Genomic DNA, 19,627 nt, shown 5'->3' with positions numbered 1-19,627 from the left:
GTGCTCGATGACCCACCCGGCACCGTGGCGACGGTTCCTCGCCGAGTTCGTCGGCACCGCGCTGCTCGTCACCGCCGTCGTCGGCTCCGGGGTCATGGCCACCACGCTGTCGCCGGACGATGTCGGGCTGCAGTTGCTGGAGAACTCGGTGGCGACGGCGTTCGCGCTCGGCGCGCTGATCCTGACCTTCGGCCCGGTCTCCGGCGCGCATCTCAACCCGGTGGTGTCCGCCGCGGACTGGTTCCTCGGCCGCCGGACCGGCAGCGGGCTGAGCGCGCGGGACCTCGGCGGCTACGTGGCGGCGCAGACCGCGGGCGCGATCACCGGGTCCGTCCTGGCGAACCTGATGTTCGACCTGCGGGCCGTGGGCTTCTCCGGCAAGGACCGCTCGGCCGGTCACCTGTGGCTGGGTGAGGTCGTCGCCACCGCAGGGCTGATCCTGCTCATCTTCGCCCTGGCCCGCTCCGGCCGGTCGCCGGTCGCGCCCGCGGCCGTCGGTGCGTACATCGGCGCCGCGTACTGGTTCACGTCCTCCACCAGCTTCGCCAACCCGGCCGTCACCGTCGGCCGGGCGTTCACCGACACGTTCGCCGGCATCGCACCCGCGTCGGTGCCGGGCTTCGTCGCCGCCCAGCTTGCCGGGCTCGTGGTCGGGGCCGGGCTGCTCCTTGCGCTGTACCCGGAGGCCGGCCCCGCCGCCGACCAGGTCGTCGCCGGCCACGTCCTGACAGCCGACCAGCTCGGAGGAACCGAATCATCATGAGCGACAAGCCCAGCGTCCTGTTCGTCTGCGTCCACAACGCCGGCCGTTCCCAGATGGCCGCCGGTTGGCTCCGGCACCTCGCCGGCGACACCGTCGAGGTCCGCTCCGCCGGCAGCGAGCCCGCGTCGCAGATCAACCCGGTCGCGGTCGAGGCGATGCGTGAGGTCGGCATCGACATCACCGCCAACACCCCACGCAAGCTCGACTACGAGACCGCCGAGGCGTCCGACGTACTGATCACGATGGGCTGCGGCGACGTCTGCCCAGTGTTCCCCGGCAAGCGCTACCTGGACTGGAAGTTCGACGACCCCGCCGGGCAGGGCATCGACGCCGTCCGCCCGATCCGCGACGCCATCAAAGTGCGGGTCGAGCAGCTGCTCACCGAACTGCCCGTCAAGACCCGCACCGCCACCAGTTGGGAGCGGGTCAGCCGGTGAGGAGGCGGGGCACGACCCGAGCGGTCAGGATCAGGCGGGTGAGGCTGGCGGCCGTGGCGATGGCGAGCGGCCAGGTGACCGTCAGCGACAGCAGGGCGGCCCCCACGACGACGACGGCGTCGAGGGTCATGAGGCCGAGACCGGCGGCACCGGTGATCCTGGTGCGGCGGTAGCTGTGACGCGCGGTGGCGGCGAGCGCCAGTGCGCTGACGACGGCCAGGAAGCCGAGGCCGAGCGCCAGCCGGACGGGTGCCGGCACGGGCCAGTTCCAGGCGTGGCCGGTGACCATTGCCACCGCCCAGCAGCCGCCGACCGCGGGTCCCGAGGCGACCAGTGCCTGCGCGGCGCGCCGGCCGGGTGACTGGCGCACGAATGCCGCGATGACCACGTGCGGTTCGCCGAACTCGGCGATGGCGGCGCGGGCCGCGGCGTCGGGGTCCAGGCCCGTTGAGAGGTGCTGCAGGTAGGTCTCGGTCAGGCCGTCGGCGAGCTCGTCGACCGCGTCGGCGGGCAGGTGCCGGGCGAGGTCGGTGACGGCGGCGTCGATCAGCCGGTGGCCGGCCACGGCTGCCTGTCCAGCAGGGTGGTGACGGCGGCGGCGAACTCGTGCCAGTTGACCCGGTCGCCGGCGAGTTTCCGCTGGCCGGCCTCGGTGAGCTCGTAGGTGCGGCGCCGGCGTCCGTCGGTGTGTGACCAGGTGCCGCTGATCAGGCCGGCGGCCTCCAGGCGGTGCAGCGCGGGGTAGACCGTGCCGGTGGGCAGGTCGAACCGGCCGCCGCTGCCCTCGCGGAGGGCCTCCTTGACCGCATACCCGTGCCGCGGGCCGGGTTCGAGGGCGGCCAGCAGCAGCACATCGAGGTGCCCCTTGAGTGCCTGCGCCTCAGCCTTCATAGGTAGTTATCCTACTCTACGTCGCCTCCACCGTGAGCAGTGCCGCGAGCTGGCGCATGATGGTGGGCCGGGCCCGGTAGTAGACCCAGGTGCCGCGCCGGTCGGAGTCGACCAGACCCGCATCGCGCAGGGTCTTCAGGTGATGCGAGATCGTCGGTCCGGACAGCTCGAACGCCGGCGTCAGATCGCAGACGCAGATCTCCCCATCGGGCGCCGACGCGATCATCGACATCAGCTGCAGCCGCACGGGGTCGCCGAGGGCCTTGAACGCCGGCGCGAGCACGGCGGCACTCTCCGCGGGGATGCGGCGCTGCGCGATCGGCGGGCAGCACGGGGTGTCCGCGTTGAGGTCGGTGAGCGTGAGCGCCACCGCTTGTTTCGACATGTCTCTAGGTTGACAGATCTCAAATCAGCGTGCAAATGTTGATTCGGCAGACGTCAAGGCAGTCCCGAACCGTATGACTTCAGGAGCGCACCATGACCAACGGCGGCTGCTCATGAGCGGCGTCGTGATCCGGCCGATGACCACCGACGACAGCGCGGCGGTCCTGGCGATCTACCAGGCGGGCCTGGACGACGGCAACGCCAGCTTCGAGGTGACCGCCCCCACCTGGGCGGTGTTCGACGCGGGCAGACTGCCGGAGCACCGGCACGTCGCCGTGGACCCCGGCGGCACCGTCCTCGGCTGGGTCGCCGTCTCCGCGGTCTCGGCGCGGCAGGTGTACGCCGGAGTCGTCGAACACTCCGTCTACGTCGACCCGGCCGCGCAGGGTCGCGGGGCCGGCCGGGCGCTGCTCGACGCGCTGATCGCCTCGACCGAGACGGCCGGGATCTGGACCATTCAGTCCGGCGTCTTTCCGGAGAACGCCGCCAGCCGCGCCCTGCACCGCGCCGCCGGCTTCCGTGAGGTCGGCGTCCGCGAACGCGTCGGCCGCCACGCCGTTCAGGGCAACCGCTGGCGTGACGTCGTCCTCGTCGAACGCCGCAGCCCGCACGTCTCCTGAACCAGCCCGTCGTGCCAGCTGGGCACAGTCCGCCCAAATATTTCGAATTCTGTCGAGACAAGGAACCATCTGATGAGCACTTTGCCTGTCGTCGTCATCGGTGCCGGCCCGGTCGGCCTGGCCGCCGCCGCCCACCTGCACGAGCGCGGTCTGCCGTTCGCCGTCCTGGAGGCCGGTGACGGCCCGGCCGCGGCGGTCCGGCAATGGGCGCACGTGCGGTTGTTCTCGCCGTGGCGGTACACCGTCGACGCCGCATCCCGTCGCCTGCTCGCGGACGCCGGCTGGGTCGAGCCCTCCCCGGAGCGCCCGCCGACCGGCGGTGAGCTCGCCGCCGACTACCTGCAGCCCCTGGCCGACCTGCCCGCGCTGAAGCCGCACGTGCGCTACGGGTCGCGGGTCGTGGCCGTGACCCGGCTCGGCCTCGACCGGCTGCGGACCGCCGGGCGTGACCAGGTGCCGTTCCTGGTCCGGCTGGCCGACGGCACCGACGTCCTCGCGCAGGCCGTCATCGACGCGTCGGGCACGTGGTCCGCGCCCAACGTGCTCGGCGCGTCCGGCATTCCCGCCCACGGGGAGGCCGAGGCCGCCGCGTTCGTCGAGCCCGCCCTGCCCGACGTCCTCGGTGCGGACCGGGACCGGTTCGCGGGAAAGCGCACCCTGGTCGTGGGCGCCGGGCACTCCGCCGCCAACACGCTGCTCGTCCTGGCCGACCTCGCCACGCAGGTCCCCGGCGCCGAGGTCATCTGGGCGATCCGGGCGGCAACCCCGGTCCGGACCTACGGCGGCGAGACCGCCGACGCACTGCCGGCCCGCGGCGCGATCGGCACCCGGCTGCGCGAGCACGTCGACGCCGGCCGGATCCGGCTCATCACCGGGTTCTCCGCGCGGACGCTCACCGTCCGGCCCGAAGGCGGGGTCGAGGTCTCCGACGGCGTGCGCGCCGTGGTGGTCGACCGGATCGTCGCCGCGACCGGGTTCCGTCCCGACCACGGCTTCGTGTCCGAGCTGCGCCTGGATCTCGACCCGATCCTCGGCTCGACCCGGGCGCTCGCCCCGCTCATCGACCCGAACCAGCACTCCTGCGGCACGGTCCCGCCGCACGGCGTCGACGAGCTCGCCCACCCGGAGACCGGGTTCTACGCCATCGGCATGAAGAGCTACGGCCGCGCCCCGACGTTCCTCCTGGCCACCGGCTACGAGCAGGCCCGCTCCGTCGTTGCCGCCCTGGCCGGGGACTGGGCGGCGGCCCGCGACGTCCAGCTGGACCTGCCGGAGACCGGGGTCTGCAACAGCAACCCGGTCGTCGAAGCGGAGACGGGCGGCACTGCCTGTTGCGGTACACCGTCCGAAACGGGACGCGGGCTCGCCGGTGGGCTGCTGTCCACGCCGCTGACGCTCGTGTCGGCGACGCCGTCCGCCACGGGTGAGCAGAGCGGCGGTTGCTGCAGCTGATGCCGCCGGCGGCTCCTGACGCGCGAGCCGGCTGGCGGATCGTCGCCGCGTTCGCGGTCACGCAGACCGCCGGCTACGGCTGCCTCTACTACACGTTCGCCGTCCTGCTCCACCCGATCGCCGCCGACCTGCACACCACGACGACCGCGGTCACCGGCGCCATCACCACCGCCCTGCTCGCCTCGGCGGCGGTCGCGGTGCCGGCCGGACGTTGGCTGGACCGGCACGGCGGACGTGCGCTCATGACGACCGGATCGGCGTCCGGCGCCGCGCTGCTCGCCGCCGGCTCCCAGGTCCGCACCGTTTGGCAGCTGTACGCCGTGTTCGTCGGGCTCGGACTGGCGATGGGCGCGGCACTGTACGAGCCGGCCACGGCGGTCATCGTGTCGTGGTTCGACCCGGCCCGCCGGTCGAAGGCGCTGCTGACGATGATCGTCGTTGCCGGGTTCGCCAGCACCATCTTCATGCCGCTCACCGGTCTCCTCGAACACCGGCACGGCTGGCGCGGCACCCTGCTCGTCCTCGCGGCCGTGTACGCCACCGTCGCCGTGCCCCTGCACGCCCTCGTCGTGCGCCGTCCACCCACCCCGTCCACCAGACAGTCCCACGTCGCCGACCGCAGCACGGCGATCCGCGACGGCAGGTTCTGGTGCCTCGCGGTCGCGTTCGTCGCGCACGGCGCCGCGATGAGCGCCATGACCGTCCACCTCGTCGGGTTCCTCGTCCAGGCCGGGCATCCGGCCACCTTCGCCGCCACCGTCGCCGGGCTCCTCGGTGTGCTGTCCGTGACCGGGCGGCTCATCCTGACCGGCGCCCAGCGTCGCGTCCGGCTGCACCGCGTCGTCGCGGTCGTCTTCACCGTGCAGGCCGCCGCCGCGCTGAGCCTGCCCTTCGCCGGCGGCACACGGGCGGGCGCGGTCGTTGCCGTCACCGGGTTCGGCATCGGGTTCGGCGTCGCCAGCCTCGCCACCCCGGCGCTGCTCGCCGACCGCTACGGCACCACCGCCTATGCCAGCATCGCCGGCACCCTCGCCGCGCCCGTCACCCTCGCCAAGGCGGGCGCACCGCTTGCCGCCGCCGCCCTGTACACCAGCGCCGGCGGCTACACGCCGGTGCTGTGCGCGATCGGCGCGTGCAGCCTCATCGCCGTGGCCGGCATCCTCGCCCGCGCCACGTCGGCCCCGCCACACGCCACCACCGCCCGCGCCACGGTCGACGCCACGAACCCTGACAGTGCGTACACCAACAAGCCATAGCCCAACAGCGCCAGCACGACCACAACCGCCGCCACCACCGCTGAACCGCGGTCGTTCGACAGTTCGCGCGGCTTCCGTCCGATAAGGAAGGGAACAGCGCGAATCCCGGGCCGGACGCGCCCCTGCCGAAAGGACCGCCCCATGCCGAAGACCCCTACTCCACAGCCGCACCAGTTCGATCCCGAGAGGTCCGCCGATCGGCTCATCGGCAAGATCGATAAGCGGAAGCCCTGGCGGTGGCCGGTGCTCGACCGCCGTTTTCTCAGCGCGTTCGTCCAGGCCGGCGGCGCCACGCAGCCGGTGCATCCGAGCTCGTCGTACCGCAGACCGGCTCGCCTCGACGTCGAGACCCGCCGCACCCGCGAGGTGATCGTCCGGCGGTGGCGGGCCGCGGCAACGGCTCACGGTGCGACACCATCGATCCCGCCGAGCTGGTAAGCCCACGCCGCCCGCTTCCTAAGCAGCGGCTTCGTCACCTCCCATACGCACCCTGGTCAGGTACTGGGGCTGGCCGGACGAGACGGACGCCTAGGCGTCGGTGGCGCAGCGGAAGCCGGCGTGGCCCGTGGTGCTGTCGGGGGTGGAGGAGGTGCGGGCCGAGACTCGGTACCTGTTGCAGTAGGACTCGTGGCACAGGTAGGACCCGCCGCGCATCACCCGGTTCGTGCCGGTTGGCGGGCCCTGCGGGTCGGTGCGGGTGAGCGGGCCTTCGGTGGCGTGCCAGTCGGGGCTGAACCAGTCGGCGCACCATTCCCAGACGTTGCCGCTGGTGTTGTACAGGCCGAGGCCGTTGGGCCGGAACGCGGTCACCGGCGCGGTGCCGAGGTAGCCGTCGGCGCCGGTGTTCGTGTGCGGGAACTCTCCCTGCCAGGTGTTGCACCGGTGCTGCCCGCGCGGGGTGAAGTCGTCGCCCCACGGGAACCTGGCCTGGTCCAGGCCGCCGCGGGCGGCCTTCTCCCATTCCGCCTCGGTCGGCAGCCGCTTGCCGGCCCAGGTCGCGTAGGCGGTCGCGTCGTTCCACGACACGTGCACGACCGGGTGGTTGGCCCGCTTCGCGACGTCGGAGCCGGGGCCCTCGGGGGCCCGCCAGGACGCGCCCTCCACCGGCAGCCACCACGGCGCGCCGGGCACCGTGCCGCGCAGCACCCGGCGGGCCGCCTCGCCCTGGACGAACAGGTGGAACACGAACGACCAGTTGAAGCGTTCCGCGTCGGTGAGATAGCCGGTGGCCTTGACGAACGTGGCGAACTGCGCGTTGGTCACGGCCTTCGGGTCGATCCGGAAGGCGGCGAGGGACACCTCACGCACGGGTCCCTCGCCGTCGTCCGGGAAGACGTCCGGGTCGTCGCTGCCCATCCGGAACGGCCCGGCCTGGACGAGCACCGTGCCGCGGGCCGCCTCGCGCGGGTCGACGACCCGCACGGGCAGCGCCGGCGCCTCGGACGAACGACCACCACCGGATGGGGAGCAACACGCGGACGTCATGGGTTCAGCCTTTCAGAGAAACGTCGAACGGCAGGCCGCTGTCCTCGTCCCGGCAGATCGTCCGCAGCTGCTGGTACAACGACGAAACCACGTTGGGCGAGGCGTCCCACAGGTTCATGGTCTCTCCCGGGTCGACGGACACGTCGTAGAGCTGCCCGTCGGGATGCGACGCGTCCCACGGCGGGTTGGCGTGCGCCTTGCCCGACCCGGACGCGAACAGGTTGGAGATCGACGGCTCGGAGAAGCCGCCGCCGGACCCGGGCGCGAACACCGCCTTCCACCGCCCGGCGCGCAGCGCGAACCGCCCGCCGAGGCTGTGGTGCACGATCGGCCGGTTCGCCGGCGGCGGCTCGGCCGTCCCGGCGAGCGCGCCGAGCAGGTCGAGGCCGTCCTCGGCGGCGCCGCCGGGCAGCGGGACACCGGCCGCCGCGGCGGCGGTCGGCAGCACGTCGGTGAGGCACACCGGCGCGTCGAAGACCGTGCCCTCGGGCAGGTGGCCCGGCCAGGCGGCGACGAACGGCTCACGGTGCCCGCCGTCCCACAGGTCGCCCTTCTGGCCGCGCCAGTCGCCGTTGGGCTTGTGCACGGTCACGTCGCCGTCGTCGGTGAAGATGAGCGGCGCACCGTTGTCGCTGGTGACGATCACCAGCGTATTGTCGCGCTGTCCACGCTCGTCGATGGCGGCGACCACCTGCCCGACCATGTCGTCGACCAGGCAGACGCCGTCGGCGCGGTCGCCGAGCCCGGACCGGCCGCGCAGGCCCTCGTGCGGCACGTTGGGCCGGTGCGGGGCCGAGGGCGCGACGTAGCACAGGAACGGCTGGTTGGTGGGCACCGTGCGGATCCAGGCGACCGCCTCGGCGGCGAACCGCACGTCGATCTCGTCCTCCCGGAATCCCTCGACCTGCAGGCCGGGGCGCTGCTCGGTGAGGTAGACCTCCTTCTCCCGGTCCGGAATGCCGAGCGTGCGGTCCTGGTCGATGAAGGTGTACGGCGGCATGTCCAGCGACCCGGCGATGCCGAAGAAGCGGTCGAAGCCCAGCGCGGTCGGCCCGCCGGTGACGGCGGCGGTGTAGTCGATGTCGCGGCCGAAGTCGGTCTCGACGTCGTCGTGCAGCCGGGCGCCGGGGGCGAACGCGTCGCGGACGGTGCCGTCCTGGTGCCGCCAGCCGAGCCCGAGGTGCCACTTGCCGAACGCGCCGGTGGCGTAGCCGGCGTCGCGCAGCACCGTGGCGAGGGTCGGGCGGTCCGGCTCGATGAGCGCCGGGCCGTGCCCCATGAGGACGAAGTTCTTCAGCGGGCCGCGCCAGGCGTACCGGCCGGTCATCAGCGCGTACCGGCTGGGGGTGCAGACCGCCGAGGCGGCGTGCGCGTCGGTGGCGCGGACCCCGCGGGCAGCGAGCGCGTCGATGTGCGGGGTGGGGATCTTCGAGCCGTAGCAGCCCAGGTCCCCCCAGCCCATGTCGTCGGCGAGGACGACCACGATGTTGGGTTTGCTCATGTGCGGCAACTCCCGTCGGTGCTGCGGTAGATGCGGATGGCGTTGGTGGTCACCGGGTCGACGGTGAAGTTGCCGGCCTGGACGTTGTTGAAGCAGACGCCGTTGGCGTACACGTTCTGGAAGTTGATGTTGCGCAGCTTGTGGTTGGCGTCGTACCCCTGCACCAGGTTGGGCTTCGTGTACGTGGTGTGCGCGTAGATGTTGCGGAAGATCACCTGTTCGATCTCACCGTGGCCGAGGGCCGGGTCGTACCACTTGTTGTCCTCGATGGCGAGGTAGAACAGCCGCCAGGTGGCGTTCTCGACGCGGATGTCGTCGAAGAGGTACCGCGACAGGGTGCCGCTGCCGGCGTGCAGCGCGCGGAAGATGCCGGACTTCTCGATCTGGTAGTGCTCGGCGTGGATCACGTCGTTGTCGTAGACGTTGAACGTCTGCGGGTTCACGTGGATGTTCCAGCTGATCATGAACGGGGCGCCGTTCTCCAGCTGCCAGATGGTGTTGCCGCGGGCGGTCGTGTCGCCCCAGAAGAGCTTGATCGAGTCGTCGTTGGACTTGACGAAGTTGTTCTCCAGGAGGCTCTTGTTGCCGCCGACCATCCCGTCGGTGCTGTACCACCAGGACATCGTCTTGACGTTGTGGATGGTGGTGTACTGGGCGAGCGCCCGCACGTTGAAGCGTGGCGCGTCGACGAACGTGATGCCCTCCACGAGGAGGTTCGTCGAGCCCTGGTCGGCGATGTCGATCATGCCGGGCTGGTCCTTGTTGAGGTCCTGGTTCCCGGTGTCCATGAACAGCCCCGACATGACCCCGCGGCCCTTGATGGTGACGTTGGAGACGGGCCCAGTGGCGATGAACGCGCCGGAGACGAACGCGCCGCCGGCGAGGTAGATCGTCTGCCCGGAGGTGATGGGCTGGCCGGCGCCGACGTTGTGGATGCCGGGCGCGAAGTAGCGCACGTTCGGGTCGCTCGCCGAGGGCACGTCGACCTCCGGCGGGTTGGCGAAGACCAGCATCGGGTGCAGGATCGGGTTGTGGATGTCGGGCAGGAACTCCACCGACAGGTTGCCCGGCTCGGTGAGGGTGAACGTGCAGGTGCTGCCGCTGAAGCTGGTCACCACGTTGGCCGAGTAGGGCCGCACGAGGCACCCGGTGGCGCCGGGCGCGTTGCGGGTGACCCGGACCGTCACGGAGCCCGCGAACGAGAACGACGTCCACGACGTGTCCAGCTCGCGGTTGGTGTCGGTCTTGCGGGCCAGGATCTTGTAGACGTAGGAGGAGATCTGGCCGCCGGACTGCTGGACGGTCGCCGAGTACTGGTTGGACGCGGCCATCGCGGGCGGCCCGGGGTAGGTGGTCAGCTGGGCGGGGGTGCCGGCGGCGGGGTAGATGTCGCCGTAGGGCAGCGTGGCCCGCTGCGCGGCGATCTGGTTGACGGTCGCGGCGGTCGAGGTCTTGATGCTGTCCGCGACGTCGTCGACGGTCTGGACGCTGCCGCTGATCTGGGTGATCGCGCCGCCGTAGTCGTACTGCTTGCCGGTGTATGGCGCGCCGTTCGCGTGCGCCGCGGTCGAGGGCAGCAGTGCCAGTACCAGAGCCGCGACGATGAGATAGACAGACCGAAGGGGCATGGCGGACCCACTTTCTGCAGTTGTCATCCGAATCTGCGTTGGAACTTCGCTTCCGGGTCCCACTCGTGCAGGCCCGGCTGCCCGAAGGCGGGTGCGAGCACGTAGTGGTCATGCGTCTCGTCGAGCCTGTCCCGCAGCAGGGCGTGGTGGCGGGCGACCTCGTCCGCGTGGGCGGGGTCGTCGACGAGGTTGCGCTGTTCGTAGGGGTCGGTTTCGAGGTCGAAGAACTGCCACGGCCGGCCGCCGTGCGCGTCGCCGAGCACGGTGTACTTGAACCGGGCGGTGCGCAGCCCGCGCCAGGTCTCGTCGTGGAAGGGCAGCCCGGGCCGCATCTCCGCGACGAACTCCAGCAGGACGCCCTCACGGCCAGTGGTGGTGCTCTCGCCGCGGACGATCGGGCTGAGGTCGAGCCCGGGCTTCGGGCCGGCGGGGGTGATCCCGGCCAGGCCGAGCAGGGTCGGGAAGAGGTCCTCGGTGCAGACCGGGTCGGCGACGGCCGAGGCGGTCGCGGGGCCACCGGAGACGATGAGCGGGATGCCGATCGACTCCTCCCACGGCCGCTGTTTGGCCAGGAGACCGTGTGAGCCGAGCAGCTCGCCGTGGTCGGCGGTCAGCGCGATGACCGTGTTGTCCAGCTGCCCGCGTTCGCGGAGCGCGGCGACGAGGCGGCCGATGTTGTCGTCGAGGTTCTCGATCATCGCGTAGTAGACGCGGAGGTCGTCGATGAGGTCCTGCCCGTGCGGGCCGCGCTTGTTGTACTCCTTGCCGAGCTCGACGTTGTCGCGCAGCACGATCTCCTTGTCCCGCCACCGTTCCAGGTACTGCTCGGGCGCGGTGAAGATCGGGTGCGGCGGCTCGACCGACAGGACCGTGGCGAAGGGGCCGTCGACCGCGTCGAGGTGCTCGATGGCGAGGTCGAAGAGGCCGTCGGTCTGGAAGCCGTCGATGCGGTGCGGGGTCGGGTCGGCCTCGTTCCAGTAGTAGGTGTCCCACGGGTCGTTGCAGATGTCGAAGCCCGCGAAGCGCTGGAAGCGGCCCTGGAACGGGCGCGGGACCGGGGTGCGGGACGCCTTGACCACGTTGTGGCCCGGGTAGTGGCCGAAGTTGCCGTACAGGTGCCACTTGCCGAACAGTGCGGTGGCGTAGCCGGCGTCGTTGAGCTCGTCGGCGAGGGTCCGCTCGGCCGGCGACATCCGCCACTCGATCGACGGGATGAAGCGGGTGTGCGCGTATTCGCCGGTCATCAGCGTGAACCTGTAGGGCACGCAGACCGGGTAGGTGGAGGAGGCGGCGTCGAAGCGAGTGCCGGCGGCGGCGAGCGCGTCGATGTTCGGGGTGGCCACGTTGGGGTCGCCGTAGCAGCCGAGGGCCTGGCGGCGCAGCTGGTCGGCGATGATGAGGACGATGTTCGGGCGGGTCACTTGACGCCTCCGGAGGTCAGGCCGCTCACGAACTTGCGCTGCAGCACGAGGAACAGGAGCAGGACGGGGCCGAGCATGAAGATGGCCGCGGCGCTGGTCAGGCCCCAGTCGGTCGAGTACTGGTCCTGGAAGGCCAGGAAGCTCGTCGACACGGGCCGCAGTTCGGGGGTGTGGATGAAGGTGATCGCCCAGAAGAACTCGTTCCACGACCAGAGCGCGACGATGAGCGCGACGGTCAGGAAGCCGGGCCACGCGAGGGGCAGGACGACCTTCCAGGCGATCTGGAAGCTGGAGGCGCCGTCGAGGCGGGCCGCCTCGGTGAAGTCCTTCGGGATCTTCAGCAGGAACGAGCGCAGCAGCAGCGTGGCGAACGGCGCGTCGGTGGCCCAGTAGATGAGGATCAGGCCGAACAGGTTGTCGGTGAGGTGCAGCTGGGTCCACAGGAAGAACAGCGGCACGAGGAACAGCTGCACGGGCAGTGCGCTGCCGAGGAACAGGTAGGCGACGACCGCCCCGCCGCCCGGCACTTTCAGCTGGCTCAGGGCGAACGCGGCGAGTCCGGCGATGACGCACGTACCGGCGACCGAGCCCAGGCAGATGATGAGGCTGTTGCGCATGGTGGTGGCGAAGTCGCCACGGGTCCACGCCTCGGTGAAGTTCTCGAGGCTGAACGACGTCGGCGGCGCGAGGGGGTTGGAGCCGATCTCGGCGTTGTTCTTGAACGCGTTGAACACCACGGCGACGAGCGGCCCGACGGCGAACAGCGCGAGGACGATCAGGATCAGGTAGTAGTGCGCCTTGGTCTTCTTCCGGCGGGCAGGGGCCTTCTTGTCTTGTACGGTGACCGGCTTCTCCAGCGTCGCGGCACTCATGCGTCCTCCCAGCCCTTCTTGCGCATCCACTGGTAGAACGCGAGGATCACCGCGGTCACCAGGGTCATGGACAGGCCGAGCGCGGCGGCGTAGCCGGCGGAGTACTCGTTGAACGCCTGCTTGTACATCAGCGTCGACACGACCTCGCTGGACCCGGCCGGACCGCCCTGGGTCATGATGAAGATGTAGTCGAACGCTTTCAGCGACCAGATCACCGTCATCAGGACGATGAACACCATGGTCGGGCGGATGCCGGGCAGCGTGACGCTGCGGTACTGCTGCCAGGCGCTGGCGCCGTCCATCTTCGCCGCGTCGTAGAGCTCCGGGTCGACGCCCTGCATCGCGGACAGGAAGATCACCGCGAGGAAGCCCCACCAGTGCCAGTCGACGACGAAGTTCACCGACAGCAGCGACGTGCGGGTGTCGCCGAGCCAGGACTGGTCGATGCCGAGCTGGGCGAGCACGCCGCTGGTCGGCGACAGCAGCATCTTCCAGACGGCCGCGTTGACGACGCTGGCGATGACGTACGGGATGAAGTACAGCGCCCGGAACAGCATCTGGCCGCGCTTCACCTGGCTCAGCAGGTAGGCGCCGAGCAGGCCCATCGCCATCGGCACGCTCAGGAACAGCACGAACCAGACGAGGTTGTGCCACAGCGCCTCGTGCACCTTGGCGTCGCCGAACGCCTTGACGTAGTTGTCGAAGCCGATGAAGGTCGCCGGGCCGAGCCCGGACCAGTCGGTGAACGAGTAGTACACGGTGGCCACCGACGGCCCGAGCACGACGAGAGCGTTGAGCAGCAGGAGTGGCGCGAGGAACGCCCAGCCGACGACCGCCGCGCGCCACCGCGCGCGGCGCGCGCCTGTGCTGGCCGGCGCGGCGGTGACACTCATTTCGCGGGTCCCTTGGCGGGCAGCTGCGGCAGGTTGCCGTCGGCCTTCTCGGTGCTGAACTGCTGCGCGAGCTGCTTGCAGTAGTCCGCGGGGGTGAGCTTGCCGGTCAGCACCTGCTCGAGGCCCTCGTAGATGAACACGTCGGTCTTCGGCGGCCACCAGGTCCAGGTGACGAAGCCGTAGTCGCCGGTGCTCACGGCCTTGTTGAGCGAGGTGAGCACCCGGCCGGCGCGGGGGTCGATCGTCTGCGGGATGTCGGTGTCACCGAAGTCGATCGGGATGTTGTACGTGGTCGGCACCTCGGCCATCCGCTGCAGCGCGGCGGTCTTGTCGCCGTAGTACCAGTTGAGGTATTCGGCGGCGGCGTCCTTGTTCTTGCTCGCCTCGTTGATCGCGAGGGAGCCGCCGATGCCCATCTCGAACAGCGGGTACTTCACCTCGGACCGCAGCGCCGGCATCGGCATCCAGTCCCAGTCGTTCTCGTTCTTGGCCTTCGCGCCGAAGTACTGGCCGACCTGATTCATGAACCAGTTGCCCTGCGGGATCATCGCGACGGTGCCCTTGCCGAAGTTGGCGCCGATCTCCTGCGACGGGACGGCGAAGTACTTGTCGACGCCGCCACCGATCCAGCCCTTGTCGAACCAGCTCTTCACGAGCGCGACCGCGTCGACGAACACCGGGTCGCTGAACTGGATCTCGCCGGTGAGCGCCTGGCGCAGCGCGTCGGGGCCGGAGAAGTGGTTCCAGAACACCGTCATCAGCCACTCGCCGGCGGCCTTCCAGTCCACGTTGGACGAGCCGAACGGCACGATGCCCTTGCCCATCGCCTCGGCGGCGAGCCCTTCCAGGGAGGCCCGGTCGGTCGGCTGCTTCCAGCCCTGCTTCTCGAACAGGGTCTTGTTGAAGTACAGCAGCATCGTGTCGACCCGCATCGGCAGCGCGTACAGCTTGCCGTCGGTGGTGAAGGCGTCCACGGCCCAGCTGGACAGCTTGTCCTTCCAGCCGAACTTCTTGGCGTACGGGGTGAGGTCGCCGAGCACGTGCGCCTTGCTCCAGGCGATCGTCTGAGTGGCGCTCGGCCCACGCACGATGTCCGGGCCGGAGCGGGACTGCAGCGCGGTCTGCACCAGGCGGCGCAGGTCGTCGCCCTTGTAGAAGGTGGTGTTCAGGTCGATCTTCGGGTTGGCCTGCTCGAACGCGGCGGCGACCTTGTCGTTGAAGTACTTCTGGTTGGCGTCGCCCTGGATGTCCAGCCACAGGTCGACCTTGCCGGTGCCGTCACCGGCCGACCCGCCGCTGCCCCCGCCGCAAGCGGCGAGCAGGCTCGGGGCGGTCAGGCCGAGGGCGGCGATGCCGGTCCCGGACAGGAATCTGCGGCGGCTCAACGAGGCGGTCATGATGGCTCCTCAACAATTTCGGCGGGGGTGATGTGAACGGAGTGGGTGGCGCTGCGCCCCTGGGTGACCAGGAGGGCGACGCCGCCGCAGGTGAGGGTGTCGTCGTGCAGGCCGAACAGGGTGTCGCCGTCGACCGCGGCGGTGATCCGGGTCCCGGTGACCCGGACCGAGAGGCGGTAGGTGGTGCCGTACTCCCACGGGAAGTCGCGGGCGGCGAGGACCGTGTCATGCATGACCAGCTCGGCCCGGCTGCGACCGGCCAGGCGCAGGGCGTAGTAGCGGGTGAGGCCCTGCACCCGGACGGCGAGCCCGGCGGCCTGCGCCAGGTGCGGGGTGACGTCGGCCTCGGCGGTGTAGTCGCGCCAGCCGCGTTCGCCCTGGATCAGCAGGCCGGTGCCGCGGTTCTGCACGATGCGGAACGGCTCAGGCCAGTGCGGGTCCCAGCGGTCGGTGGCCTTGACCCAGGCGCGGCGCCACATCGCGTCCGGCGGCGAGTCGAGGCCGGTGGTGGAGCCCTCCGGCCGGGTCAGCGTCAGGTCCGGCGCGCCGTCCCAGGTGAGCATGTCGATGTCGATGTCGCCGGCACAGCGGAGGCCCACGTAGACGATCGGCTGCCCGCCGGTGTCCGGCACGGTCCAGCTCACGCCGCTGTCCGCGGCCGGGCCTTCGATCCAGCGGATCGTCGCTTCCTCGCCGGCGTAGACCCCGACGACGGGCTTGGCCGGCGCGGTGGTGGTGAACCGGGCGTGGATCGTCTGGCCGCTGTACAGCGTGGGGCTCGCGATGAGGCCGTAGATCGGCATGGCCCGGGCCTCGGGCGGGATGAAGGTGGGCGTCGCGACGGTGCATCCGGCCGTCCGCACCGCGAGGCGGCCGCCGGTGTTGTGGACGGTCCCCTCGCCGTCGAGGACGGTGAAGCCCTGCACGCTGCCCGGCAGCGCGAAGTGGAACCTCGCACCCTTCCCGAGGTCGCGGGCCGGCTCCCCGGCCCAGGCGCGGCCGTGTACGGCGAGGGCGAGGGCCTCCCGGGCGGCGTCGGTGACCGTCGATCCGCCGTCGGTGCTCGGCAGGTACATCCGCTCGGCGATCGGGCTGCGGTAGTCATTGCCCGATTCGTCGATGGTGTCCAGGCCGCCCAGGACCCCGCAGACCGCGCCGACGCAGCCGGCGTTGGAATCGGTGTCCCAGCCGGACGTGTTGACGATCGTCATCGCCGGGCCGAACGCGCCGCGGCTGCGGGCGATCGCGTGGATGACGGTGGCGTGGTTCGGCACGACGTGGCAGTTGCCGCCGTACCAGTGGTAGCCGTAGCGCTCGTCGATCCTGGCCCGGGTGGTCTTCCAGTCCTCGTCGGCGGCAACCCACTCGCGGACGTCGGCGATGACCCGGTGGATCAGGCTGTCCTTCGGGATGAGACCCGCCGCGGTGTCCAGCAGCCGGTCGGTGTCCGGCTCGGTGAACGCGCCGGCGACCAGCGCCGCGACGACCCGGGCCGCGTGGATCGACTCGCCGTCGTGGCTGACTCGCGCCGCCCGCTCGACCAGGTCGGCGGCCGCCTCCGGGTCGCCGGGCCGGGTCATCGCAAAGCCCTCGACGAAGATCTGCGCGCCGACCTGCTCGGCGACGACCGTGCCGTTGCGGGCGATCGACCCGCTGTCCGGCGGGACGATGCCGTCCTTGAGGTTGAGGTACGCGGTGTGCTCGGTGGAGTTGCCGATGCCGCCCCACCACAGCACGGACTGGCCTTCGAGGATCTCGTTGAGCCAGGTGTCGCCGATCTGCGCCGACGTCGGCTCGATCCCGTGGTCGCGCAGCGCCCGCGGAAACATGAACGTGCCGCTGATGTCGTCGTCGGTGACCACGAGGAGGTGGTGCTTGAGCGCGACGTCGGTGCGGTCGTTGACGTAGCCGGTGATGTCGCCGAGCTCGGCCTGGATGCGGTCGAAGCGCCAGCCCTCGTACGGGCGGCCGAGGTACACGGCGATGACCTTGCCGAGCACGCCGGCGTAGACGCGCTCCTCGTAGTCGCTGGGGAACCCGGTCATCAGAACGGCACCCCCGCCCGCAGGATCACATTGGCGTACGGGGTCGCCTCGCCGGTCCGGACGATCGCCGTGGCCTTCCTGGTGGCGACCTTGAAGTCCTCGTGCGGGACGGTCCGCACCGGGAAGCCGGACAGCCCGGCCCGGATGCCCTCGTCGGTCAGCTCGTCGGCGACGGTGGCCTCCTCGACGACGAGCTCGGCCGCGATGGCGGCGAGCACCGGCAGGAAGGCCGGGACGCCGCGGGTGACGGCGAGCTGCACGACCTCGACGCCGGGCGGGACCGGCAGGCCGGCGTCGGCGACGACGATGATGTCGGTGTGGCCCATGCCGGCGACCAGGGCGGCCAGCCGGGGGTGCCAGAGGCCGCTGTCACGCATGGCTGAGCTCCTCATGGGTGTTCTGGAAGCTGTCGAGTTCGGGCCGGGTCGGCAGCGCCGACTGGGCGCCCATCCGGGTCGTGGCAAGAGCCCCGGCCGCGCAGCCCCGGCGGACCGCCTCGGCGAGCGGCAGCCCCTCGGCGAGCGAGGCGGCGAGCGCGCCGACGAAGCTGTCGCCCGCGCCGGTCGTGTCGACGGCGTCGACCGGATAGGCCGGGTGGGTGGCGGTGCCGGTGGCGTCGGCGTGCACCGCGCCCTGCGCGCCGAGGGTGATGACGACGGCGTCGGGTCCGAGCCCGCGCAACGCGGCGGCGAGCGTCGGCCAGTCCGCGGTGCTCCCGCTCAGGCGGAGCGCCTCACCCTCGTTGACGACCAGCACGTCGACCTCGCGGAGCAGGACCGTCATGTCCGCCGGCACCGGGTCCGGCAGCGGCGCGGCGTTGAGCAGCACCCGGGCACCCGCGGCCCGCCCGTGCCGCGCGGCAGCGAGGCAGGTGGCCGGCGGGATCTCCAGCTGCAGGACGAGCACCGTGCCCTGGTCCAGCGCGGCGGGCAGCCCCGCCAGGGCACCGTCGGCGAGCCGGGCGTTCGCGCCGGGGGCCACGACGATGGTGTTCTCCCCCTCCGGGTCGACCACGATGAGGGCCACCCCGGTCGCGACGCCCTCGACGGTGGTGAGGTGGTCCAGCGGTACGCCTTCCGCGGCGAGCGCGGCCCGGACGTCGTCGCCGAAGCGGTCGTCGCCGATCGCGGCGAAGAACCGGGTCTCCACACCGAGCCGGCGCGCAGCGACCGCCTGGTTGGACCCCTTCCCGCCGGGCCGGGCGGCGACGTCGTCGCCGAGCACCGTCTCACCGGGTGCGGGCAGGTGCGGCACGGCCACCCCGAGATCCAGGTTGGCGCTGCCGACCACCACAACGCGGGTCATGCTTGTTCTCCTTCGTTCGGCTCCGCCACGGCGGTTTCGTCGCCGCCGGGCGGGTCGTCGCACCCGCACGAGCCGCGGCGGACCAGCACGACCGGCAGCACGTCCGTCGGGCCTGCCGTCCCCGCCTGCTGGGCGAGCAGATGTGTCATGGCGGCCCGGCCGATCGCGGCGAACGGCTGGGCCATGGTGGTGAGTGCGGGCGTGGAATACGCGGCGCCGGGAATCCCGTCGAACGAGGCGACCGCGACGTCGTCCGGGCAGCGCAGCCCGGCCTCGCCGATCGCCCGGAGCACGCCGACTGCCTGCTCGTCGGAGGCCACGAACACCGCGTCCGGCCGGTCCGGCCGGGCGAGCAGCTCGCGGGCCGCCCGGTAGCCGGCCCGCCGCCCGAACTCGGAATGCACGACGGACATGTCGCGGCGGCTCACGCCCTCCTCGTCGAGCGCGTCGCGCCAGCCGCTGACCCGGTCGTGGGCCGGCAGCACGTCCTCGGGCCCGCCGATGCAGGCGACCCGGCCGCGGCCGTGCCCGATGAGGTGCCGGGTCGCGGCGTACGCGCCGCCGCGGTTGTCGACCAGGACCCCGGGAGCGGCGGCCCCCGGCACCTGCCGGTCGAGGGAGACCCACGGCGTCTGCGAGCGCTGCAGCTCCGGCAGGAACCCCGCCGGGCCGTGCGCCGGGACGATGAACAGCCCGTCGACCTGCCGGGCCAGGAACGTGCGGACGTAGCTGGTCTGCCGGTCGTCGCTCTCCGCCGCGTTGCCGATGAGCAGCGTGTACCCCTGCGCGAAGGACTCCTCCTCCACGGCCCGGGCCAGCTCGGCGAAGTAGGGGTTCGCGTTGTCCGGCACGACCAGGCCGAGCGTCATCGTGCGGCTCATCCGCAGCGACCGCGCGATGCCGTTGGGGCGGTAGCCGAGCTGTTCGATCGCCGCGAGCACCTTCGCCCGCGTCTCGGTCGAGACCGGCCGCGGCCCGTTGTTGAGGACGTAGCTCACCACCGCCGGCGACGTCCCCGCCAAACGGGCCACGTCCATGCGCCGAACCGTCACTCCGACCTCCATCAACACGAGTTGCGCCCGATGTGACGGCAATCATGTGACAGGCGTGTTAACTTGCGCAACACGTGTTGAATGCCCGTGACCCAAACGAGATCTGTGATCACTTGACAACATCCAGTCGCCTCGACGCGGAGACCCCGGCCCGACCCGGGTGGCACACCGCCCGGGTCGGGCTGCGTCTGGGCCACGGCTCGCTACGGTCCTCGGGCACGCGCC

The 19,627-nt window shown here is 71.4% G+C and carries 20 protein-coding genes; 6 read left to right on the top strand and 14 right to left on the bottom strand.

The window, feature by feature from the left end:
* Positions 1-7: 7 nt before the first annotated feature.
* Both Dsi01nite_RS08775 and Dsi01nite_RS08770 read left to right on the top strand, forming a co-directional pair.
* Positions 8-763 (top strand): aquaporin, encoded by a 756-nt coding sequence (locus Dsi01nite_RS08775; RefSeq protein WP_203845549.1) that lies wholly within the window; start codon positions 8-10, stop codon positions 761-763.
* The gene (locus tag Dsi01nite_RS08770; RefSeq protein ID WP_203845548.1) at positions 760-1,200 is read left to right on the top strand and encodes an arsenate reductase ArsC; all 441 of its coding nucleotides are present in this window, start codon (positions 760-762) and stop codon (positions 1,198-1,200) included. The genes Dsi01nite_RS08775 and Dsi01nite_RS08770 overlap by 4 nt, the downstream gene beginning before the upstream one ends.
* On the opposite strand, the gene Dsi01nite_RS08765 is transcribed toward Dsi01nite_RS08770, so the two are convergent.
* Genes Dsi01nite_RS08765 through Dsi01nite_RS08755 form a run of 3 tightly spaced genes read right to left on the bottom strand, consistent with a single transcriptional unit; the run spans position 1,190 to position 2,476 of the window.
* A complete protein-coding gene (locus Dsi01nite_RS08765; protein ID WP_203845547.1) occupies positions 1,190-1,765 on the bottom strand; it encodes a hypothetical protein in 576 nt (191 codons plus the stop codon). The two genes, Dsi01nite_RS08770 and Dsi01nite_RS08765, sit on opposite strands and share 11 nt — an antisense overlap.
* Complete coding sequence (locus Dsi01nite_RS08760; protein WP_203845546.1) at positions 1,747-2,091, bottom strand: PadR family transcriptional regulator; 345 nt, start codon at positions 2,089-2,091, stop codon at positions 1,747-1,749. Before Dsi01nite_RS08760 ends, Dsi01nite_RS08765 begins: the two co-directional genes overlap by 19 nt.
* A gap of 16 nt (positions 2,092-2,107) precedes the next feature.
* Positions 2,108-2,476: an ArsR/SmtB family transcription factor gene (locus Dsi01nite_RS08755; RefSeq protein WP_203845545.1), complete on the bottom strand. Its 369-nt coding sequence runs from the start codon at positions 2,474-2,476 to the stop codon at positions 2,108-2,110.
* Between the two features lie 112 nt (positions 2,477-2,588).
* Between Dsi01nite_RS08755 and Dsi01nite_RS08750 the strand changes: the two genes are divergently transcribed.
* The 4 genes from Dsi01nite_RS08750 (at position 2,589) to Dsi01nite_RS08735 (ending at position 6,241) form a co-directional block, all read left to right on the top strand.
* Positions 2,589-3,095: a GNAT family N-acetyltransferase gene (locus Dsi01nite_RS08750; protein WP_203845544.1), complete on the top strand. Its 507-nt coding sequence runs from the start codon at positions 2,589-2,591 to the stop codon at positions 3,093-3,095.
* 72 nt (positions 3,096-3,167) lie between these two features.
* Positions 3,168-4,547, top strand: a complete 1,380-nt coding sequence (locus Dsi01nite_RS08745; RefSeq protein ID WP_203845543.1) for an FAD-dependent oxidoreductase — start codon at positions 3,168-3,170, stop codon at positions 4,545-4,547.
* Positions 4,535-5,803, top strand: coding sequence for an MFS transporter (locus tag Dsi01nite_RS08740; protein ID WP_239135781.1), 1,269 nt, complete (start codon positions 4,535-4,537; stop codon positions 5,801-5,803). The genes Dsi01nite_RS08745 and Dsi01nite_RS08740 overlap by 13 nt, the downstream gene beginning before the upstream one ends.
* A 141-nt stretch (positions 5,804-5,944) precedes the next feature.
* Complete coding sequence (locus Dsi01nite_RS08735) at positions 5,945-6,241, top strand: hypothetical protein (RefSeq protein WP_203845542.1); 297 nt, start codon at positions 5,945-5,947, stop codon at positions 6,239-6,241.
* A 90-nt stretch (positions 6,242-6,331) separates the two neighbouring features.
* On the opposite strand, the gene Dsi01nite_RS08730 is transcribed toward Dsi01nite_RS08735, so the two are convergent.
* Genes Dsi01nite_RS08730 through Dsi01nite_RS08680 form a run of 11 tightly spaced genes read right to left on the bottom strand, consistent with a single transcriptional unit; the run spans position 6,332 to position 19,387 of the window.
* Positions 6,332-7,288, bottom strand: a complete 957-nt coding sequence (locus tag Dsi01nite_RS08730; RefSeq protein WP_203845541.1) for a formylglycine-generating enzyme family protein — start codon at positions 7,286-7,288, stop codon at positions 6,332-6,334.
* A gap of 4 nt (positions 7,289-7,292) precedes the next feature.
* Positions 7,293-8,789, bottom strand: coding sequence for a sulfatase family protein (locus Dsi01nite_RS08725; RefSeq protein WP_203845540.1), 1,497 nt, complete (start codon positions 8,787-8,789; stop codon positions 7,293-7,295).
* Positions 8,786-10,417 (bottom strand): glycoside hydrolase family protein, encoded by a 1,632-nt coding sequence (locus Dsi01nite_RS08720; RefSeq protein WP_203845539.1) that lies wholly within the window; start codon positions 10,415-10,417, stop codon positions 8,786-8,788. The genes Dsi01nite_RS08725 and Dsi01nite_RS08720 overlap by 4 nt, the downstream gene beginning before the upstream one ends.
* Before the next feature lie 23 nt (positions 10,418-10,440).
* Entirely contained in the window at positions 10,441-11,838 is a 1,398-nt protein-coding gene (locus tag Dsi01nite_RS08715; RefSeq protein ID WP_203845538.1) for a sulfatase family protein, read from the bottom strand.
* On the bottom strand, positions 11,835-12,710 hold the full coding sequence (locus Dsi01nite_RS08710; RefSeq protein WP_203845537.1) for a carbohydrate ABC transporter permease: 876 nt from the start codon (positions 12,708-12,710) through the stop codon (positions 11,835-11,837). Before Dsi01nite_RS08710 ends, Dsi01nite_RS08715 begins: the two co-directional genes overlap by 4 nt.
* Positions 12,707-13,603 carry a carbohydrate ABC transporter permease gene (locus Dsi01nite_RS08705; RefSeq protein ID WP_203845536.1) on the bottom strand — a complete coding sequence of 299 codons (897 nt, stop codon included), beginning with the start codon at positions 13,601-13,603 and terminating at the stop codon, positions 12,707-12,709. Before Dsi01nite_RS08705 ends, Dsi01nite_RS08710 begins: the two co-directional genes overlap by 4 nt.
* Entirely contained in the window at positions 13,600-15,000 is a 1,401-nt protein-coding gene (locus Dsi01nite_RS08700; protein ID WP_203845535.1) for an ABC transporter substrate-binding protein, read from the bottom strand. Before Dsi01nite_RS08700 ends, Dsi01nite_RS08705 begins: the two co-directional genes overlap by 4 nt.
* A complete protein-coding gene (locus Dsi01nite_RS08695) occupies positions 14,997-17,045 on the bottom strand; it encodes an ADP-ribosylglycohydrolase family protein (protein WP_203845534.1) in 2,049 nt (682 codons plus the stop codon). Before Dsi01nite_RS08695 ends, Dsi01nite_RS08700 begins: the two co-directional genes overlap by 4 nt.
* A complete protein-coding gene (gene rbsD / locus Dsi01nite_RS08690) occupies positions 17,045-17,422 on the bottom strand; it encodes a D-ribose pyranase (protein ID WP_203845533.1) in 378 nt (125 codons plus the stop codon). Before rbsD ends, Dsi01nite_RS08695 begins: the two co-directional genes overlap by 1 nt.
* Positions 17,415-18,350 carry a ribokinase gene (locus Dsi01nite_RS08685; protein ID WP_203845532.1) on the bottom strand — a complete coding sequence of 312 codons (936 nt, stop codon included), beginning with the start codon at positions 18,348-18,350 and terminating at the stop codon, positions 17,415-17,417. Before Dsi01nite_RS08685 ends, rbsD begins: the two co-directional genes overlap by 8 nt.
* Positions 18,347-19,387, bottom strand: coding sequence for a LacI family DNA-binding transcriptional regulator (locus Dsi01nite_RS08680; protein WP_203845531.1), 1,041 nt, complete (start codon positions 19,385-19,387; stop codon positions 18,347-18,349). The genes Dsi01nite_RS08685 and Dsi01nite_RS08680 overlap by 4 nt, the downstream gene beginning before the upstream one ends.
* Positions 19,388-19,627: the final 240 nt, after the last annotated feature.

The organism is Dactylosporangium siamense (assembly GCF_016862795.1).
In the GTDB taxonomy this organism is placed as follows: Bacteria; Actinomycetota; Actinomycetes; order Mycobacteriales; family Micromonosporaceae; genus Dactylosporangium; species Dactylosporangium siamense.
The sequence above is the reverse complement of the archived record's forward strand: the minus strand, read 5'-3'. Positions and strand labels throughout refer to the sequence as shown.

What these genes read in the sequence shown, in the direction of transcription:
- Dsi01nite_RS08775 (WP_203845549.1), top strand. Translation starts at nt 8, where the DNA reads ATGACCCACCCGGCACCGTGGCGACGGTTCCTCGCCGAGTTCGTCGGC.
- Dsi01nite_RS08770 (WP_203845548.1), top strand. Translation starts at nt 760, where the DNA reads ATGAGCGACAAGCCCAGCGTCCTGTTCGTCTGCGTCCACAACGCCGGC.
- Dsi01nite_RS08760 (WP_203845546.1), bottom strand. Translation starts at nt 2,091, where the DNA reads ATGAAGGCTGAGGCGCAGGCACTCAAGGGGCACCTCGATGTGCTGCTG.
- Dsi01nite_RS08755 (WP_203845545.1), bottom strand. Translation starts at nt 2,476, where the DNA reads ATGTCGAAACAAGCGGTGGCGCTCACGCTCACCGACCTCAACGCGGAC.
- Dsi01nite_RS08750 (WP_203845544.1), top strand. Translation starts at nt 2,589, where the DNA reads ATGAGCGGCGTCGTGATCCGGCCGATGACCACCGACGACAGCGCGGCG.
- Dsi01nite_RS08745 (WP_203845543.1), top strand. Translation starts at nt 3,168, where the DNA reads ATGAGCACTTTGCCTGTCGTCGTCATCGGTGCCGGCCCGGTCGGCCTG.
- Dsi01nite_RS08735 (WP_203845542.1), top strand. Translation starts at nt 5,945, where the DNA reads ATGCCGAAGACCCCTACTCCACAGCCGCACCAGTTCGATCCCGAGAGG.
- Dsi01nite_RS08730 (WP_203845541.1), bottom strand. Translation starts at nt 7,288, where the DNA reads ATGACGTCCGCGTGTTGCTCCCCATCCGGTGGTGGTCGTTCGTCCGAG.
- Dsi01nite_RS08725 (WP_203845540.1), bottom strand. Translation starts at nt 8,789, where the DNA reads ATGAGCAAACCCAACATCGTGGTCGTCCTCGCCGACGACATGGGCTGG.
- Dsi01nite_RS08720 (WP_203845539.1), bottom strand. Translation starts at nt 10,417, where the DNA reads ATGCCCCTTCGGTCTGTCTATCTCATCGTCGCGGCTCTGGTACTGGCA.
- Dsi01nite_RS08710 (WP_203845537.1), bottom strand. Translation starts at nt 12,710, where the DNA reads ATGAGTGCCGCGACGCTGGAGAAGCCGGTCACCGTACAAGACAAGAAG.
- Dsi01nite_RS08705 (WP_203845536.1), bottom strand. Translation starts at nt 13,603, where the DNA reads ATGAGTGTCACCGCCGCGCCGGCCAGCACAGGCGCGCGCCGCGCGCGG.
- Dsi01nite_RS08700 (WP_203845535.1), bottom strand. Translation starts at nt 15,000, where the DNA reads ATGACCGCCTCGTTGAGCCGCCGCAGATTCCTGTCCGGGACCGGCATC.
- Dsi01nite_RS08695 (WP_203845534.1), bottom strand. Translation starts at nt 17,045, where the DNA reads ATGACCGGGTTCCCCAGCGACTACGAGGAGCGCGTCTACGCCGGCGTG.
- rbsD (WP_203845533.1), bottom strand. Translation starts at nt 17,422, where the DNA reads ATGCGTGACAGCGGCCTCTGGCACCCCCGGCTGGCCGCCCTGGTCGCC.
- Dsi01nite_RS08685 (WP_203845532.1), bottom strand. Translation starts at nt 18,350, where the DNA reads ATGACCCGCGTTGTGGTGGTCGGCAGCGCCAACCTGGATCTCGGGGTG.
- Dsi01nite_RS08680 (WP_203845531.1), bottom strand. Translation starts at nt 19,387, where the DNA reads ATGGACGTGGCCCGTTTGGCGGGGACGTCGCCGGCGGTGGTGAGCTAC.